We start from the raw sequence: 14,895 nt of genomic DNA on the forward strand, positions 1-14,895 counted from the left end.
CTTACGATTTGTTGGCGGGTGCCGCCCTGCGGCGGCGGGTGAGCAGCGCGAGGTCTTCGCGCGTGAACGCCCCCATGACGAGGGTGGCGAGGCCATAGACCACGATTCCAACGCTGACCAGCGCGGCCAGTGCGGCGATGCGCAGCGCCCAGGTGCCGTGAACATAGGGCGTCAACAGCCCCTGCCCGGCCCACAGCACCAGGCCCATGGCCAGAGCGGCCAGCGCCAGGCGCGGGGCCCGGCGCTTCAATTGGGCATCGGGGGTGAAATGCCCGCGCTTGCGCAGTGTGCGATAGAGCATGGCGACATTGACCGTCGAAGCGATGGCGGTGGCAAGCGGCGGCCCCATGTGCTGCAGCGGTACGATCAGCACCAGGTTGCCCACCAGGTTCACCACCATCGAGATCGTGGCATAGCGCACCGGCGTCTTGGTATCATGCCGCGCGTAGAAACCGGGCGTGAGCACTTTGACCAGGATATAGCTCGGCAGGCCGATGGAAAACGCCGCCAGGGCCTGCGCGGTAAAATGCGTGTCGGCCGCAGTATAGCGGCCATAGCCGAACAGCGCGGCGGCAATCGGTTCCCCGCACAGCACCAGCGCCATGGTGGCGGGCAGCGTCAGCAAGAGCGCCAGTTCCATGCCGCGATTCTGCGTGTCCTGCGCGGCGGCATCTTCCCCCGCGCCCAATTGGCGCGAGATCGTGGGCAGCAGCACGGTGCCGAGCCCGATGCCGATCAGGCCCAGCGGCAACTGGTTCAGCCGATCGGCCATGTAGATATAGGTGACGCTGCCGTGGGCAAGCAGCTTGGCGGCCAGCGCCGTGGAAATGACCAGGTTGATCTGCACCGCGCCGGCCCCGGCGGCGGCAGGCCAGATCAGGCCGATCAGCTTCTTCACTTCGGGATTGAGACGCGGGCGCCGCAGCTTGAGGCTTACCCCATTCTGCCGGCACGCCCAGGCCAACCAGCCCAGTTGCAGCGCGCCCGAAACCGAAACCGCGATCGACTGGATCCGCGCCGTTGCCAGCGGATCGGCGCTATGGAAGCCCAGCAGCGCCGCGATCAGCGTCAGGTTGAGCAGGATCGGGGCGGCGGCGTTGACCCAGAACTTGTGCAGCGAATTGAGAATCCCGCCAAACAGCGAAACCAGGCTGATCAGCATGAGATAGGGGATCGTCAGCCGCGACAGCGAAACCGCAAAGGCGAACTGTTCGGGCGAAACGCCGTTGAACCCACCCGAAAGCAGCAGCGTGACCGGCCAGGCCAGCACTTCGAGCGCGACCGTCATCACGATCAACGCGGGCAGCAGCACCGCCAGTGCCTCTTCGGCAAAGCGCAGGCCATCGGGCAGGCCCTGCCCTTGCGGATCGCCCACCTTCTTGTTGAACATCGGGATGAACGCCGAAGAGAACGCCCCTTCGGCAAACAGCGCCCGGAACATGTTGGGCAACCGGAACGCGATCAGGAATGCGTCGGAGGCAAAGCCCGCGCCCACGTAGCGGGCAAACAGGCTGTCGCGCACCAAGCCCAGCACGCGGCTGGCCAAAGTGAGGCCGCCGATCGTCCCGGTCGCCTTGAGGAGGTTCATGCGGTGTCCTTCAGGCGACCGGTGCGAATCGGCGAATCAGGCCAAACCGATCAGGCGTGGCCGGCCGGTTCGGCCGTGGCGGTCTGCTGCGCCTGTGCCAACTGGGCCAGGTAAAGGCCATTGAAGTCGATCGGATCGAGCAGCAGCGGCGGATAACCGGCGTCACGCACGGCATCGGCAACGATGCGGCGGGCAAACGGGAAGACAAGGCGCGGGCCTTCGGCAAACAGGAACGGATGGGCCTGTTCCTCGGTCACGTTGCGCATGCCGATCAGCGCGCCATAGGCCAGCTCGACGATGAACGCAGTGCCCTGCGCGCCCTTGGACGTGACGTTGATCTTCAGTTCGATCTCGTGGACTTCGGGTGCCAGCGCGCGCGCCGCGATATTGAAATCGACATGGATTTCGGGCGCCTCGGTCCACTGATAGCTTTCCGGCGCGTTGGGATTTTCGACCGACAGGTCCTTGATATATTGCGAAATCAGGCCGATCGCGGGCGAGGTGTCTTCGCCATTGGCGGGCACGCCTTCGACGCCATCGAGAGAGAGATTGCTGATGATGTTGCCTTCGTCGGCCATGGTCGCATGCTTTCGTTCGGGTGGGGCGCGCGGCGGCGCCGTGTAAACGTGCCCGGCGCCTAGCATTGTGCGCAACGCCCGGCAACCGACTGGATGGCGCCGCGCCAGCGGCCGCCTTGCGCGTCTTTGCCCGAAAGGACGGGAACCGGCAGCCGCCGGGGGAATTACCCGGTGTGGCACGAATTTGCACCAACGGTAACGTCACGACGCGGGAATCCGCCATTGTGCCGTCCACGCGTTGTTCATTTGTAATTCGTACCTACTTAAGGCACGATCAACCGGCAGCGAGCCGAGCTGCGAAAACGTGGATCGGCACCCAGAGCTACCTTTGCGGGACATGTGCGTGTGATTGTTGAGATCGTCATCCTGGCCATGATCGCGGCCTTCCTGGGCCTGAGGCTCTATTCGGTTCTGGGCCGTCGCCCCGAGCAGAACGAAGAGCCGGTCCGCCGCCGCATCGAACAACCCGATCCGCAGGGTGCGCCCCGCCCGATGGCGCCGCGCCTGCCCGAAACGATCGCTGCCCCGGCCAATCGCCTGGCGCCCCCCGCACCGGAAACCCGTGATTTCGACCCTGCGGCCGAACCGGGCATCCGCGCGATCATCGCCGCCGATCGCCGCTTCGACGTGGGCCTGTTCATGGCCGGCGCCAAAAGCGCCTATGGCATGGTGCTCGATGCATTCTGGCGCGGCAATCGCCAAGAACTCAAGGCGCTGTGCGATGCCGATGTTTATGCCGGCTTTGCCGACGCGCTCAATGCGCGCGAGGCAGCGGGCGAAACGCTCGATGCGCGCCTGATCCGCATCGAAGAAGCGCGCATCATCACGGCCGAACTGGTGGGCACCACTGCCCGCGTCAGCGTGCGCTTCGTGGCGGACATCGCCACGGTTACCCGCAACGCGCAGGGCCAGGTCGTGGCCGGTTCGCTCAACGATGCGATCGAAAGCCGCGACTTGTGGACGTTCTCGCGCGATCTCACTTCGCGTGATCCAGACTGGCTTCTCGACGAAACCGATGAAGCCTGAAGCCTGCAAGGGCTGACCGGTTTGGCCAATGATCCCGTGGCCAGCGCCGGTCTCCCCCACTCTTCTCGTCTGCTTGCACAAAGGGCCGGTCTTGCACTGGCCCTTTCGCTGCTGGCTGCCTGCGTGCCTACCACCACGCCGCCCGGCAGGCCCGGCATGCCGCCAACCACGCGCCCGCCAGCGGCCACCGCCAGCGCACTCACCGCGGGATTGGCGCGCGGACCGGCCCCTTCTGCGCTGGGCATGGCGCCGGGCAATGCCGGGGCTGCACTTAACGCGTTCATTCTGTCATGCCCGGGCCTTGTTCGCCGCGCCGATGGCAGCGGGCTGACCCAGCCGCAGGACTGGTCCTTGGCTTGTGCGGCCGCACGCACTTGGCCCCGCGAATCGGCCACAACCTTTTTCGACGGCTATTTCGAAACCGCACGCGTCGGTGACGGCAGCACCTTCGTGACCGGCTATTTCGAGCCGGAGATTGCCGGCGTGCGCACGCACCAGCCAGGGTTCGATGTGCCGGTCTATGGTGTACCCACCGATCTGGTCCGCGCCCGGCCTGGCGACGCCACGCCGCTGCCCGATGGCCGCCAGCCGCTGGGCCGCTATGATGAAACCGGGCATTTCGTGCCCTACTTCGATCGTGGGCAGATCGAGGACGGCGCGCTCGCCGGCAAGGGGCTGGAAATCGCCTGGGTGGCCGATCCGGCCGAACTGTTCTTCCTCCAGGTCCAGGGCTCTGGCCGGTTGCGCGCACCCGATGGCAGCGTGATCCGCCTGGGTTACGGCGCGGTCAACGGCTGGGATTACACCGGCATCGGCACGATCATGGCCCAGCAGGGATTGATCGGCACCGGGCCCGGCCAGTATCCCGGATCGATGCAGGGCATCCTGCGCTACATCCACGATCACCCGGCCGAGGGCGACGCGCTGATGCGGCAGAACCGCAGCTACGTGTTCTTTCGAGAAAACCCCCAGCCCAGCGCCGTGGGCGCCATGGGCGTGCCTGTCAGCCCGCGCACCACCGTGGCGGCGGATCCGGCCTTCGTGCCGCTGGGGGCACCGGTATGGCTCCAGGTCGATCGCCCCAACGTCAGCGGGCTGTGGGTGGCGCAAGATACCGGCGGGGCGATCAAGGGCCCCAACCGGTTCGACAGTTTCTGGGGCGCGGGCGCCGATGCCCGCCTTACCGCGGGCGGGATGAGCGCGCGTGGCCAGGCGCTGGTGCTGCTGCCCAAAGGCGCGCTGGCCCGGCTCGGCCTATGAGGCGCACGCCCCGTGGTCTGAGCGCCGAGGAAATGGCGCTGTGGCGCAAGGTTGCCGACACCGTGACCCCCTTGCACCCCGCCCCGCGTGCCCGCGCCGTCGCGCCCGTAGCCATGCCTGCCCCGGTCGATCCGACCCCTGCCACGCCGGCGCGCAAGGTCAAGGGTCGTGTGCCGCCGCCGCGCCCGGCGCCGCCACCGCCAGTGCCGGTTGCGCGTCCCTTGCAGGCGAGTGGGCAAGGGCTCGATGCCAGTTGGGACCGCAAGCTGGCGCGTGGCACGGTGTCGCCCGACGTGGCGATCGACCTGCACGGGCTCAACCTGGATCTGGCACACGGGCGCTTGCTGGCCAGCCTTGCCCAGGCGCTTGCCATCGGCGCGCGGGTGATCCTGCTCGTTACCGGCAAGCCGCGTCCGCATGGCGATCACGATCTGCGTGGCGAGCGGCGCGGGGCCATTCGCGCCAAGCTGCTCGATTGGCTGGCCGCCAGCCCCTATGCCGATCGCATCGCCGCGGTGCGCCCGGCCCAGCCGCGGCACGGCGGCGCCGGCGCTGTCTATATCGTTTTGCGCCGTCCTCGCTGAGCCTGCTCGCGCTACGTATTTAACCTAAGATACGGTGCGAATTGCCTCCCTCTCGGCGGCAAGGGACAACGAGGATGCTCCGCGTGTCCCCCAGCGCACCCCATTGCCCGTCGCCAACGGACGCGCGGAGTACCCTTCCCACCGCACCCTCTCTGATGGCCGCGCTGTATGCCGTGCCAGGCAAATTATGTCTGCCATGCCGAGCCGCTTGGCTGCGGTCACCTTGCTCGCGTGATCGAGGCGGTGCTTATCCCATCATTCGGCCGTGGCGCGATTAGCCGCTCGATTTGGCCCAGGGATTGCTGCTGGCAGGCGCGCTTGCCGTAGCCTCAGCACCATCGTCATCGTCCGGCGCCGGCGTCAATTGCCAGGCCAGGAACAACACAGCCGCAGCCCACCACAGCGCTTTCCACCGGCTGGCAAAGATCGTGGTGAGTCGGGGCCCAAACATTCTTCCATTTTGGATCGATTGTGTTAACACGATCCTTGCAGTGCTGCACTGCACCACAATCTTATCCGCAATGCCACTAAGCGCCTGTACTATAAGTAGTATCCGGCCTTCGTTACGGCACAATCACGGGTTCATGATCCCCCCATGAAACGCCCCATGCCTCCGCTCGTCACCGCTTCGGCCGCCGCCCTGCTGCTCTGCGCCGCTGCTCCCACAATTGCTGCCCCCACGCCGTTTGCCATGCCAGCCGAGACGGCCATGCCCCGCGTGGATGATGAAGCGGCGCGCTTTGCCCTATGCGGCGCGGACAAGCGGGTGACCTGCGTGGTCGATGGTGACACGTTCTGGTACCAGGGCACCAAGATTCGCATCGCCGATATCAATGCCCCGGAAGTGAGCCATCCCGGCTGCCCGCAGGAAGCCCAACTCGGGGCCAAGGCCACCCAGCGTCTCACGCAATTGCTCAACGCCGGGCATTTCTCGCTCGTCACCCAAGGCCGCCCGGTCGATCGCTATGGCCGCGCCTTGCGCGTGGTGGTGCGCCAGGGGCAAAGCCTGGGCGCCACGCTCGAGGCAGAGGGCCTGGCCGAACACTGGCAGGGCCGCCGCGGAAATTGGTGCAGATGAAACCGGTATCGTTGCCGGCTGCCTTTTCGATGTAACCGCAACAGGCTATGGGCGGGCACCTTCCGCTGACGAAAGCCGCCCTGCCGATGAAGCCGCTTTTTCCATTGTTTCCGCGTGTTGCAAGACGCGGCGCAATTCTTCCTGCCCTGCTTGCCCTTGCCGCCTGCGCCGCCCAGCCAACGCACCTTGCCCAGGCCCCCACGGCGCCGCCAGCGCCGCACCTGGTCACTGTCGGCATTGCCGCATTCAACGATTTTCACGGCCAGCTTGAACCGCCGCACCAATCGGTGCTGGTCCCCGATGGCCATGGCGGAACGGCCCAAGTGCCGGCGGGCGGCGCGGCCTGGCTCGCCTCGGCCGTCGATGCGGTGCGCGGGCACTATCCCAATCACCTCACGCTTTCGGCCGGCGACATGATCAGCGCCAGCCAGGTGGCCTCCTCGCTCTATCTCGACGAGCCTTCGATCGGGGTGATGAATCGCATCGGGGTGGATTTCAACGCCGTGGGCAACCACGAATTCGATCGCGGCCGCGACGAATTGCTGCGCATGCAGAACGGCGGCTGCGCCCAGTTCACCGCGCACAAACCCTGCCAGCTCGAACCCTTTCCAGGCGCGAGCTTCCGCTATCTGGCGGCCAGCACGGTGGACAAGGACGGCCACACGCTGTTCCCCGCTACTGGCCTGAAAACCTTTGGCACCGGGCCCGACAAGGTAACCGTGGGCGTGATCGGGCTGACCACGCGGACCACGCCCACGCTGGTCAGTCCGGGGGGCATTGCCGGGCTGACGTTCGAAGATGAAGCCGCCACGATCAATGCCGCAGTCCCCGCGCTCAAGGCGCAGGGCGCCGACGCCATCGTGGTGCTGATCCACGAAGGCGGCAAGCAGCAGGGCGCTCCCGATCCGCAAGGCTGCGATGGCATGTCTGGCGCCATTCTCGACATCATCAAGCGGCTAGATCCCGGCGTGGACCTGATCATTTCGGGCCACACCCATGCGTCCTATATCTGCCAGTTTCCGGCGGCCGGCAGCGCGCATCCGCTGCTACTTACCAGCGCCGGGCTCTATGGCGAAATGGTCACCGACATCGCGCTGCAGATCGATCCGGCGACGCACAAGGTGCTTTCTGCCCAGGCGCACAACGTGATCGTGCAATCCGATCCCTATCAATCGTCCACGCGGCTGATCCCGCACGACGATCGCTTCCCGATCTTCACCCCGCGGCCGGACGTGGCCAGCTATGTGCAGCGCTATGTCGATGCGGCCAAGGTCTATTCCAGCAGGCCCGTGGGCCGGCTGTCGGGGCCGGCACTGCGCGGCGACAATCCCGCGCTGCCCATCGGCGGGCCGCTGGGCAACCTCATCGCCGATTCGCAACTGGCGGCCACGCGCGGCGCCGGTGCGCAATTGGCGCTGATGAACCGGTTCGGCATCCGCACCGACCTGGTCCCGGCGGCCGACGGCACGGTGACGTTTGGTGACATCTATCGCGTGCAGCCGTTCAGCAACGTGCTGATCACGGAAACGCTGACCGGCGCCCAGCTCAAGGCCGTGCTGGAACAGGGGTTGGACGAGCAGGGACCGAACCAGGGCCTGGCTGCATCGGCCAACGTGCGCTTCACTGCCGATCTAACCCGCCCGGTGGGCAGCCGCGTGACCAGGCTGCTGGTCGATGGCAGGCCCGTGACGGCAGACGCGAAATACCGCGTGACCGTCAACAACTTCCTGGCCCAGGGTGGCGACACGTTCACCTTCCTCGCCGACAAGCCCGATGCCGTGGTGGGCATGACCGATCTTGATGCCCTGCAGGCCTGGATCGGCGCCGTGCCGGTGCGCCAGGTGCCGATGGAAGAGCGGATCAACGTCATCGCGCACTGATCACGCACGGCAAGGTTGCAGCGCCATCGCCTGGCCCCTACCGTCGGGTGAGAGAGGACCTGTTGATGGCGCTGCTGGCTAACCCTAAGTTCCGATGGATTGCGCATTGCGGGTGGAAAGGGCTTTGCCCGCGCTGCGGCAAAGCCAGCATGTTTGCCGGCTGGCTCAAGCTGGCGCACCGTTGCCCGGCTTGCGGTCTCGACCTGGGCTTTGCCCGCGCAGACGATGGCCCGGCCTTCTTTGCCCTGTGCCTGACAGCCTTTCCGCTCACCTTTTTCGCGGTCTGGCTGGAAGTCGCTTACAGCCCGCCATGGTGGGTGCACCTGCTTACTTCGGTGCCGATCCTCGCCATCGGCTGCCTGGGTTCGCTGCGCCCGTTCAAGGGCTGGCTGGTGGCCTCGCAATATATGAATCGTGCCACGGAGGCTGGCACCGAAGGGCTGTGGGCCAAGCTGGAAGAACGACCCGACAAGCCAGATGCCGATTAGGGCCTAAACCGCGCTCAATGCCCCGCCGGCCGGTCGGGCAGGCGGCACGCGGTGCAGCGCCGCCAACATACCAAGCCCGGCATCATCTCGCGCGGCGCCTTGCCCGGTTCGGGATAGAGGCCCGCCATGATCTCGGGCGCGATCCCTTCAGGCGCGGCGCGGTTGTGGCACATCAGGCAATTGCGCCTAAATCGCTCACGCGTCAGGCCGGAATGGTCCTCCGCCGATGGCGGGGCAGGCTGGCCCGCGCCCTGGGCCACACCACCAGCCAGCGTCAACGCCAACGCCGCCCCAAAAAGCCAAGCCCCCTGCCGCATTGCTGCCCCCTTCAGAGCGGAGCGCACTGCCCGCCAGAGCGGCATCCTTTCATCGTGGGCCTGCGCAATCAAGCGGCTGGTGGTGCGGGATATCTCACCCCTGCCGATAATCGGCCGTGATCATGCCCGCTGCAGCCAGTTCGGCTTCGTGACTTTCCTCGCGCCAGGTTTCCGCCAGGGCCTGGCGCTCCCATTCCACCATCGCCGGTTGGGCCAGCACATGGTCTACCCAAGCCTGGCCACGCCCGACATCGAGACCATAGGTGCGGATGCGAAAGGCCACGGGCGCAAAGAACGCGTCGAGCAGGCTGAACGCCCCACCGGCCAGCCATGGTCCGCCAAACCGGTCCAGTCCCTGCTCGAACAGCTCATGCAAGCGCGCAACGTCGCGCAGCAATGCCGCCCGCATCGGCACCGGCTGAACGCGCACGCCCACGTTCATCGTGCAATCGTTGCGCAGCGCGGAAAAGCCGCCATGCATTTCGCACACCGCGCTTTGCGCAAAGGCGCGCGCCGCATCGTCGGCCGGCCAGACGCCGGAATGGCGATCGGCCAGATAGAGCGCGATGCCCAGGGAATCCCAGATCGTGGTGTCGCCATCGATCAGCACCGGCACCTGGCCCGTGGGCGAAAAGGCGCGGAACGCGTCATAGTTGACCGGCTTGGCAAAGGGTTCGACGCGATCGACGAAATCCAGGCCCAACGCCTTCATCAGCAGCCACGGCCGCAGCGACCAGCTCGAATAGTTCCGGTTGGCGGTGATAAGGGTATAAGTCATCGTCGAGCCGCCTATTTTTTGCGTTTCCGCCAACCATTGATCCAGGTCATGGCTTTCTTCTGCGTGGGTGCCACAATGCGATCATTGTTGGAAGAAGGAGGATCCCCATGCGCTCCATTCTCTGCCCGATCGACGGCGCCAAGACCTTGGATGACCGCCTCGAAACCGCCCTTGCCCTGGCCCGCGCCACCGATGGCCACGTCAGCGTGCAAATCGCCAGCCCCTTTGCCGAACTCGCGGTTTGGGAGCCGTTCGGCGGCGCCGCGCTGACGGCCGAAGTGATCGAACAGGTCCGCCAGGAAGACACCGTGCTGGCGCAAAAGGTCGACACCCGCCTTGCCGGGCAGGACGTGCCGTTCGACGTGGCGCAAACCGCCCAGGCGCCGATTCCCGCCGCTTATGCCGGTGCACGCTTTGCCGATGTGGTGGTCACCAGCCTCGCTGATCCCCTGGTCGAGGAACTGGTGCTGGGCGTGCGCAGCCCGGTCCTTGCCGTGCCCAAGGGCGCCCCGCTGACCGACTTTACCGGGCCGGTAATGATTGCTTGGGACGGCGGGATCGAGGCGGCCCATGCCCTGCGCGCTGCCCTGCCGCTGTTGGTCCGCGCCAGTGCGGTACATCTCGTGGCGGTGGAGGAAAAGCCCGACGCCCTGCCAGCGATCGATGCCGCGGCCTATCTTTCGCGCCACGGCATCCATGCCGAAACCCACGCCATCCCCGCCAGCGGGCCGATCGCTGCCACCTTGGTCGAGACTGCACGCCGACTGGGCGCCGGCCTGATCGTGATGGGCCTGTTCGGGCGCAGCCGGCTGCGCGAATTGCTGCTGGGCGGCGTATCGCGCGCGATGCTCGACAATTCCAGCCTGCCGTTGCTGCTGGCGCATTGAACGCCGCATCGGGTAAGTCCTTGCCCGCAAACTTGGCTCTGGCATGATCACATCCCAGGCGGGGCACAGGGGCTGCCGCCTGACCTGGGAGTGATTGCCGATGCGACGCCGCCTGTTCCTGCCCTTTTCCGCCGTTTTCCTGGCCATGGCCGGTACGGCCGCCCACGCCGCGCCAACACCGGCGGCGACCATTGCCCACGCCTTGGCCGATCCCGCGCGCAGCGCGGCCAACCGCGCCTTGGACGAAAGCCGCAAACCGGCAGAAATTCTCGCTTTTGCCGGTTTCAAGCCTGGCCAGGTGGTCGCTGACTGGGGTGCCGGTGGCGGCTATTATTCCGAATTGATCGCCGATGTGGTCGGGCCCAAGGGCCGCGTCTATGCCTTGGCGAACCCCGCCTATCTGAAACCAGGTACGCTTGATGTGGTGGCCAAGGCCCACACCAATGTGCTGGTGCTCGCCGCCTCACCTGCGGCCATGGCCCTTGCGCCCGCCAGCCTCGATGCGATTTTCGCCCATCTCGAATTTCACGATCTCTATCTGCCTGCGGCCCACGGCGGCAGCACCCCGGCGCGCCCGGTTGCCGCTACGCTGGCCAACTGGTTTGCCGCGCTGCGCCCGGGCGGCACGGTGGTGATCGTCGATCACGTCGGCCTCGCAGGCCAACCCGCGACCGTCGCTGATACGCTGCATCGGATCGACCCAGCCCAGGTCAAGGCCGATATGCTCGCCGCAGGGTTTGTGCTGGACAGCGAAAGCGCTGTTTTGCAACGCAATGATGATCCCCACACTGCAATCGTTTTCGATCCGGCGTTGCGCGGAAAGACCGATCGCTTTGCTTTGCGATTCCGCCGGCCAGCCTGACTTTCCATAGGCAGTTGCGTTAAACGCAATTCATATTCCGTCTTTCGCATTTGCACAAATTAGGCATGCAAGGCATACAAAAACTGCCTTTCAGGCATCCTCTCCCAAAACTTCCAAGGCCTGGCCGACAACGGTCGGGCCCTTTTTTTGCCCTGGCTTTGCGTGTCGCTTGCCACCCCCGGCAAAGCCTCGCACTATCGCGGTCGCAGCGGCGGAAGAACCAAAGCCACCGCCTTGCGTTTGAAAACCGTGGCACGCGATCCTAGCTAGTGTGCAAGCGGGGCAGGTCTGCCCCGATCCGCAAACCCCCAAGGGTGAAACAGGGCAATGGCAGAGGCAGCAACATTGGGCGACAATCGCATCGCCCGCCTTCAGGTCGCAGGCGCCAGGCAAGAGGAATCAGGCCACGGCATCGCGCGCATCAGCCGCGCGGTGATGGGCCGCCTGGGCGTGACCGAAGGCGACGTTATCGAAATCATCGGCAAGCGCAGCACCGCCGCTCGCGCAATGCTGCCCTATCCGGAAGATGAAGGGCTGGAACTGATCCGGCTCGATGGGCTGCAGCGCGCCAATGCCGATGTCGGCTCGGGCGACCACGTCGAAGTGCGCCGCATCGAATCGCGCGTGGCCCAGCGCGTGGTCTTTGCCCCGGCGCAGCGCGATCTGCGCCTGCAAGGGCCGGCCGCCGCGCTGAAGCGCAATTTCGCCGGCCGCCCGCTGCTCACCGGCGATCTCGTCGCCACCGCAGGACAGCAGCAGGTCAACCGCGGGGATATGCCGCCCCAGTTGCGCCAGATGCTCAATGCGCCGGCCTTCGCGCTGACGCAGATCCGCCTGACCGTGGTTTCCACCGTGCCCAAGGGCGTGGTGCACATCGACGAATCCACCGAGGTGGAGCTGCGCGCCGAGTACGAGGAGCCGCGCAGCAGCCGCGCCGACGTCAACTATGACGACGTTGGCGGCATGGGCGATACCATCCGCCAGTTGCGCGAGATGGTCGAACTACCGCTGCGCTATCCCGAACTGTTCACCCGCCTTGGCGTCGATCCGCCCAAGGGCGTGTTGCTGCATGGCCCGCCGGGCACCGGCAAGACGCGCCTGGCGCGCGCTGTGGCGAATGAAAGCGACGCCAGCTTCTTCACCATCAACGGCCCGGAAATCATGGGCTCGGCCTATGGCGAGAGCGAAAAGCGCCTGCGCGAAGTGTTCGAGGAAGCGACCCAGAACGCCCCCTCGATCATTTTCATCGACGAGATCGATTCGATCGCACCCAAGCGCAGCCAGGTTTCCGGCGAAGCCGAAAAGCGCCTGGTCGCCCAGTTGCTTACCTTGATGGACGGGTTGCACAGCCGCTCCAACCTGGTGGTCATCGCGGCGACCAACCGCCCCGACGCGCTGGACGAGGCACTGCGCCGCCCGGGCCGCTTCGACCGTGAAATCGTCGTGGGCGTACCGGATGAACCGGGGCGTCGCGAAATCCTCGGCATCCACACCCGCGGCATGCCGCTGGCCGAAGACGTCGATTTGCGCGAACTGGCCCGTACCACCCACGGCTTCGTGGGTGCAGACCTCGCTGCCCTGGCGCGCGAGGCCGCAATCGAAGCCGTGCGCCGGATCATGCCGCGCCTGGATTTCGAACGCCAGACGATCCCGCCCGAAGTGCTCGACAACCTGCGCGTGGTGCGCGACGATTTCCTCGAAGCGCTCAAGCGCGTGCAGCCGTCGGCCATGCGCGAGGTGATGGTGCAAGCGCCCACCACCAGTTGGTCCGATGTCGGCGGGCTCGATAGCGCGCAGGCATTGCTCAAGGAAGGCGTGGAACTGCCGCTGAAAACACCCGAGGCGTTTCATCGTCTGGGCATTAGGCCGGCCAAGGGCTTCCTGCTCTATGGCCCGCCAGGCACCGGCAAGACGCTTTTGGCCAAGGCCGTGGCGAAAGAGGCGGAAGCCAACTTCATCGCGATCAAGTCATCCGACCTGCTCAGCAAATGGTATGGCGAAAGCGAGCAGCAGATCGCGCGTCTGTTCGCCCGCGCACGCCAGGTGGCGCCATGCGTGATCTTCATCGACGAAATCGACAGCCTGGTGCCGGCCCGTGGAACCGGCGTGGGCGAGCCGCAGGTGACCGCCCGCGTGGTCAATACCATCCTGGCCGAAATGGACGGATTGGAAGAACTGCAATCGGTGGTGCTGATCGGCGCCACCAACCGTCCCAACCTCGTCGATCCCGCATTGTTGCGGCCCGGGCGCTTTGACGAACTCGTCTATGTCGGCACGCCCAGCCAGGAAGGGCGTGCCCATATCCTCAAGATCCACACCAGCCAAATGCCGCTCGCGCCCGATGTGGACCTGACGGACGTGGCCCGGCAGACGGAACGCTTTACCGGCGCCGATCTCGAGGATGTGGTCCGCAGGGCTGGCCTCAACGCGATCCGTCGCGCCGGGGGCAGCGTGCAATCGGTCACCGCCGCAGATTTTGGTGATGCGCTGGCAGATTCGCGCGCCACCGTGACCGAGGAAATGGAAGCGGAATATGCGCGGATGAAAGGTGAGTTGAAGAAGCGCGCCGTGGAGCCGAGCCCCACCATCGGCTTCCTCGCGCCGGGCATGGTGCAGTCCACCCGAGAATCCAAGCACGGTTGAGAACAAGCAGGCCCCTCTTTCAGCGCGAAAGGGGGGCCTTGCTCGTTCAGTCGCGCGCGACCACTTCCTCGAAGCGCTGCACGCGTCGCAATTCTGGAAACAGCCGTCCCCATGCCAGCGCGACGGCTACGGCGCTCACGCCGCCAAACACCACCGATCCCACCGGCCCCATCAGCGCGCCCATCAAGCCGCTTTCCATTTCGCCCAGTTCGTTAGAGGCGGTGATGAACAGGGCCGACGTTGCCCCCACCCGCCCCCGCATGGCGTCTGGCGTCACCACCTGGACCAGGGTCTGCCGCACATAGACCGAAATCATGTCGGCCGCGCCGGCCAATGCCAGCATCGCCAGCGATAGCGGCAACCAGCGTGACACGCCGAACACGGCGGAAGCCACACCGAACAAGGCCACCGCCGCCAGCATCTTTGGCCCGACGCGGTCGTCCACCGGCCGCCAGGATAACCACAGCGCGGTCGATACCGCACCCACGGACGAAGCCGAGCGCAAAAGGCCCAGTCCGGTCGGGCCGACATGCAGGATATCGCGTGCATAGACAGGCAGCATCGCCGTCGCGCCGCCCAGCAACACTGCGAACAGGTCCAGGCTGATGGCGCCCAGCAGTATTCGGTTGCGCGTCACATAGCGCAGCCCTTCGATGATGTGGGCCAGGGGCTTGCCTTCCACCACGCGGCGGTTGGCGCCATGCGGGCCGATGGCGAGTTGTGCCAGCAAAGCAGCCAGCAACAACGCCAGGGTCAGGCCATAGGCTGCCTCGGGCGCAAGGCCATAGGCAAAGCCGCCCAGCACCGGGCCCACGATGCCGCCGATACGCCCGGCAATGGCGCTCACGGCAATGGCCCGCGGCAAGATTTCGGGCGGCACCAGCGCGGGGGCCAGGGCATTCATCGCCGGGGCATAAAACCCACGC

15 protein-coding genes (1 of these 15 running past the window's edge) are annotated in these 14,895 nt (G+C 66.0%); 9 read left to right on the forward strand and 6 right to left on the reverse strand.

The features are described 5' to 3' along the window. Position 1: 1 nt before the first annotated feature. Together murJ and secB are read right to left on the reverse strand one after the other, a co-directional pair. Entirely contained in the window at positions 2-1,588 is a 1,587-nt protein-coding gene (gene murJ, locus R9J51_RS02315; protein WP_179505760.1) for a murein biosynthesis integral membrane protein MurJ, read from the reverse strand. A 50-nt stretch (positions 1,589-1,638) separates the two neighbouring features. Next, the gene (gene secB, locus R9J51_RS02320) at positions 1,639-2,166 is read right to left on the reverse strand and encodes a protein-export chaperone SecB (protein WP_168556144.1); all 528 of its coding nucleotides are present in this window, start codon (positions 2,164-2,166) and stop codon (positions 1,639-1,641) included. Between the two features lie 345 nt (positions 2,167-2,511). Between secB and R9J51_RS02325 the strand changes: the two genes are divergently transcribed. From R9J51_RS02325 to R9J51_RS02335, 3 genes are all read left to right on the forward strand, one after another. Next, the gene (locus R9J51_RS02325) at positions 2,512-3,192 is read left to right on the forward strand and encodes a Tim44/TimA family putative adaptor protein (RefSeq protein WP_179506624.1); all 681 of its coding nucleotides are present in this window, start codon (positions 2,512-2,514) and stop codon (positions 3,190-3,192) included. 156 nt (positions 3,193-3,348) lie between these two features. Continuing rightward, positions 3,349-4,452 carry an MltA domain-containing protein gene (mltA, locus tag R9J51_RS02330; protein ID WP_179506625.1) on the forward strand — a complete coding sequence of 368 codons (1,104 nt, stop codon included), beginning with the start codon at positions 3,349-3,351 and terminating at the stop codon, positions 4,450-4,452. Further along, the gene (locus tag R9J51_RS02335) at positions 4,449-5,036 is read left to right on the forward strand and encodes a Smr/MutS family protein (RefSeq protein WP_179505761.1); all 588 of its coding nucleotides are present in this window, start codon (positions 4,449-4,451) and stop codon (positions 5,034-5,036) included. The genes mltA and R9J51_RS02335 overlap by 4 nt, the downstream gene beginning before the upstream one ends. 274 nt (positions 5,037-5,310) lie before the next feature. On the opposite strand, the gene R9J51_RS02340 is transcribed toward R9J51_RS02335, so the two are convergent. Further along, a complete protein-coding gene (locus R9J51_RS02340) occupies positions 5,311-5,487 on the reverse strand; it encodes a hypothetical protein (RefSeq protein ID WP_168556142.1) in 177 nt (58 codons plus the stop codon). A gap of 156 nt (positions 5,488-5,643) precedes the next feature. Between R9J51_RS02340 and R9J51_RS02345 the strand changes: the two genes are divergently transcribed. The 3 genes from R9J51_RS02345 (at position 5,644) to R9J51_RS02355 (ending at position 8,482) form a co-directional block, all read left to right on the forward strand. Then, positions 5,644-6,114, forward strand: a complete 471-nt coding sequence (locus R9J51_RS02345) for a thermonuclease family protein (protein WP_218843705.1) — start codon at positions 5,644-5,646, stop codon at positions 6,112-6,114. Between the two features lie 86 nt (positions 6,115-6,200). Beyond that, positions 6,201-7,994, forward strand: coding sequence for a bifunctional metallophosphatase/5'-nucleotidase (locus tag R9J51_RS02350; protein WP_179505763.1), 1,794 nt, complete (start codon positions 6,201-6,203; stop codon positions 7,992-7,994). Between the two features lie 65 nt (positions 7,995-8,059). Continuing rightward, positions 8,060-8,482, forward strand: a complete 423-nt coding sequence (locus R9J51_RS02355; RefSeq protein ID WP_179505764.1) for a DUF983 domain-containing protein — start codon at positions 8,060-8,062, stop codon at positions 8,480-8,482. A gap of 14 nt (positions 8,483-8,496) precedes the next feature. On the opposite strand, the gene R9J51_RS02360 is transcribed toward R9J51_RS02355, so the two are convergent. Then, positions 8,497-8,760, reverse strand: coding sequence for a hypothetical protein (locus R9J51_RS02360; RefSeq protein ID WP_179505765.1), 264 nt, complete (start codon positions 8,758-8,760; stop codon positions 8,497-8,499). A gap of 133 nt (positions 8,761-8,893) precedes the next feature. After that, entirely contained in the window at positions 8,894-9,577 is a 684-nt protein-coding gene (locus R9J51_RS02365) for a glutathione S-transferase family protein (protein WP_179505766.1), read from the reverse strand. 107 nt (positions 9,578-9,684) lie between these two features. On the opposite strand from R9J51_RS02365, the gene R9J51_RS02370 reads away from it, so the two are divergent. The 3 genes from R9J51_RS02370 to R9J51_RS02380 all read left to right on the forward strand — a co-directional run bounded on the left by R9J51_RS02370 (position 9,685) and on the right by R9J51_RS02380 (position 13,969). Next, positions 9,685-10,464 (forward strand): universal stress protein, encoded by a 780-nt coding sequence (locus R9J51_RS02370; RefSeq protein ID WP_168556137.1) that lies wholly within the window; start codon positions 9,685-9,687, stop codon positions 10,462-10,464. A gap of 100 nt (positions 10,465-10,564) precedes the next feature. Further along, positions 10,565-11,326, forward strand: a complete 762-nt coding sequence (locus R9J51_RS02375) for a class I SAM-dependent methyltransferase (RefSeq protein ID WP_179505767.1) — start codon at positions 10,565-10,567, stop codon at positions 11,324-11,326. A gap of 327 nt (positions 11,327-11,653) precedes the next feature. Then, the gene (locus R9J51_RS02380; protein ID WP_179505768.1) at positions 11,654-13,969 is read left to right on the forward strand and encodes a CDC48 family AAA ATPase; all 2,316 of its coding nucleotides are present in this window, start codon (positions 11,654-11,656) and stop codon (positions 13,967-13,969) included. 46 nt (positions 13,970-14,015) lie between these two features. On the opposite strand, the gene R9J51_RS02385 is transcribed toward R9J51_RS02380, so the two are convergent. Further along, a protein-coding gene (locus R9J51_RS02385) for an MFS transporter (protein ID WP_218843528.1) crosses the window boundary here: on the reverse strand, positions 14,016-14,895 show its 3' portion. It continues 389 nt past the right edge of the window; the window shows 880 of its 1,269 coding nt (coding positions 390-1,269); the start codon falls outside the window, past its right edge; its stop codon occupies positions 14,016-14,018.

This window comes from Novosphingobium rhizosphaerae (genome assembly GCF_050920675.1).
Lineage (GTDB): Bacteria > Pseudomonadota > Alphaproteobacteria > Sphingomonadales > Sphingomonadaceae > Novosphingobium > Novosphingobium rhizosphaerae.

Bases quoted from the DNA above. Each gene is read 5' to 3' on its own strand.
- R9J51_RS02345 (WP_218843705.1), top strand. From the start codon at position 5,644: ATGCCTCCGCTCGTCACCGCTTCGGCCGCCGCCCTGCTGCTCTGCGCC.
- R9J51_RS02355 (WP_179505764.1), top strand. From the start codon at position 8,060: ATGGCGCTGCTGGCTAACCCTAAGTTCCGATGGATTGCGCATTGCGGG.
- R9J51_RS02350 (WP_179505763.1), top strand. From the start codon at position 6,201: ATGAAGCCGCTTTTTCCATTGTTTCCGCGTGTTGCAAGACGCGGCGCA.
- murJ (WP_179505760.1), bottom strand. From the start codon at position 1,588: ATGAACCTCCTCAAGGCGACCGGGACGATCGGCGGCCTCACTTTGGCC.
- R9J51_RS02370 (WP_168556137.1), top strand. From the start codon at position 9,685: ATGCGCTCCATTCTCTGCCCGATCGACGGCGCCAAGACCTTGGATGAC.
- R9J51_RS02340 (WP_168556142.1), bottom strand. From the start codon at position 5,487: ATGTTTGGGCCCCGACTCACCACGATCTTTGCCAGCCGGTGGAAAGCG.
- secB (WP_168556144.1), bottom strand. From the start codon at position 2,166: ATGGCCGACGAAGGCAACATCATCAGCAATCTCTCTCTCGATGGCGTC.
- R9J51_RS02375 (WP_179505767.1), top strand. From the start codon at position 10,565: ATGCGACGCCGCCTGTTCCTGCCCTTTTCCGCCGTTTTCCTGGCCATG.
- R9J51_RS02335 (WP_179505761.1), top strand. From the start codon at position 4,449: ATGAGGCGCACGCCCCGTGGTCTGAGCGCCGAGGAAATGGCGCTGTGG.
- R9J51_RS02365 (WP_179505766.1), bottom strand. From the start codon at position 9,577: ATGACTTATACCCTTATCACCGCCAACCGGAACTATTCGAGCTGGTCG.
- mltA (WP_179506625.1), top strand. From the start codon at position 3,349: ATGCCGCCAACCACGCGCCCGCCAGCGGCCACCGCCAGCGCACTCACC.
- R9J51_RS02380 (WP_179505768.1), top strand. From the start codon at position 11,654: ATGGCAGAGGCAGCAACATTGGGCGACAATCGCATCGCCCGCCTTCAG.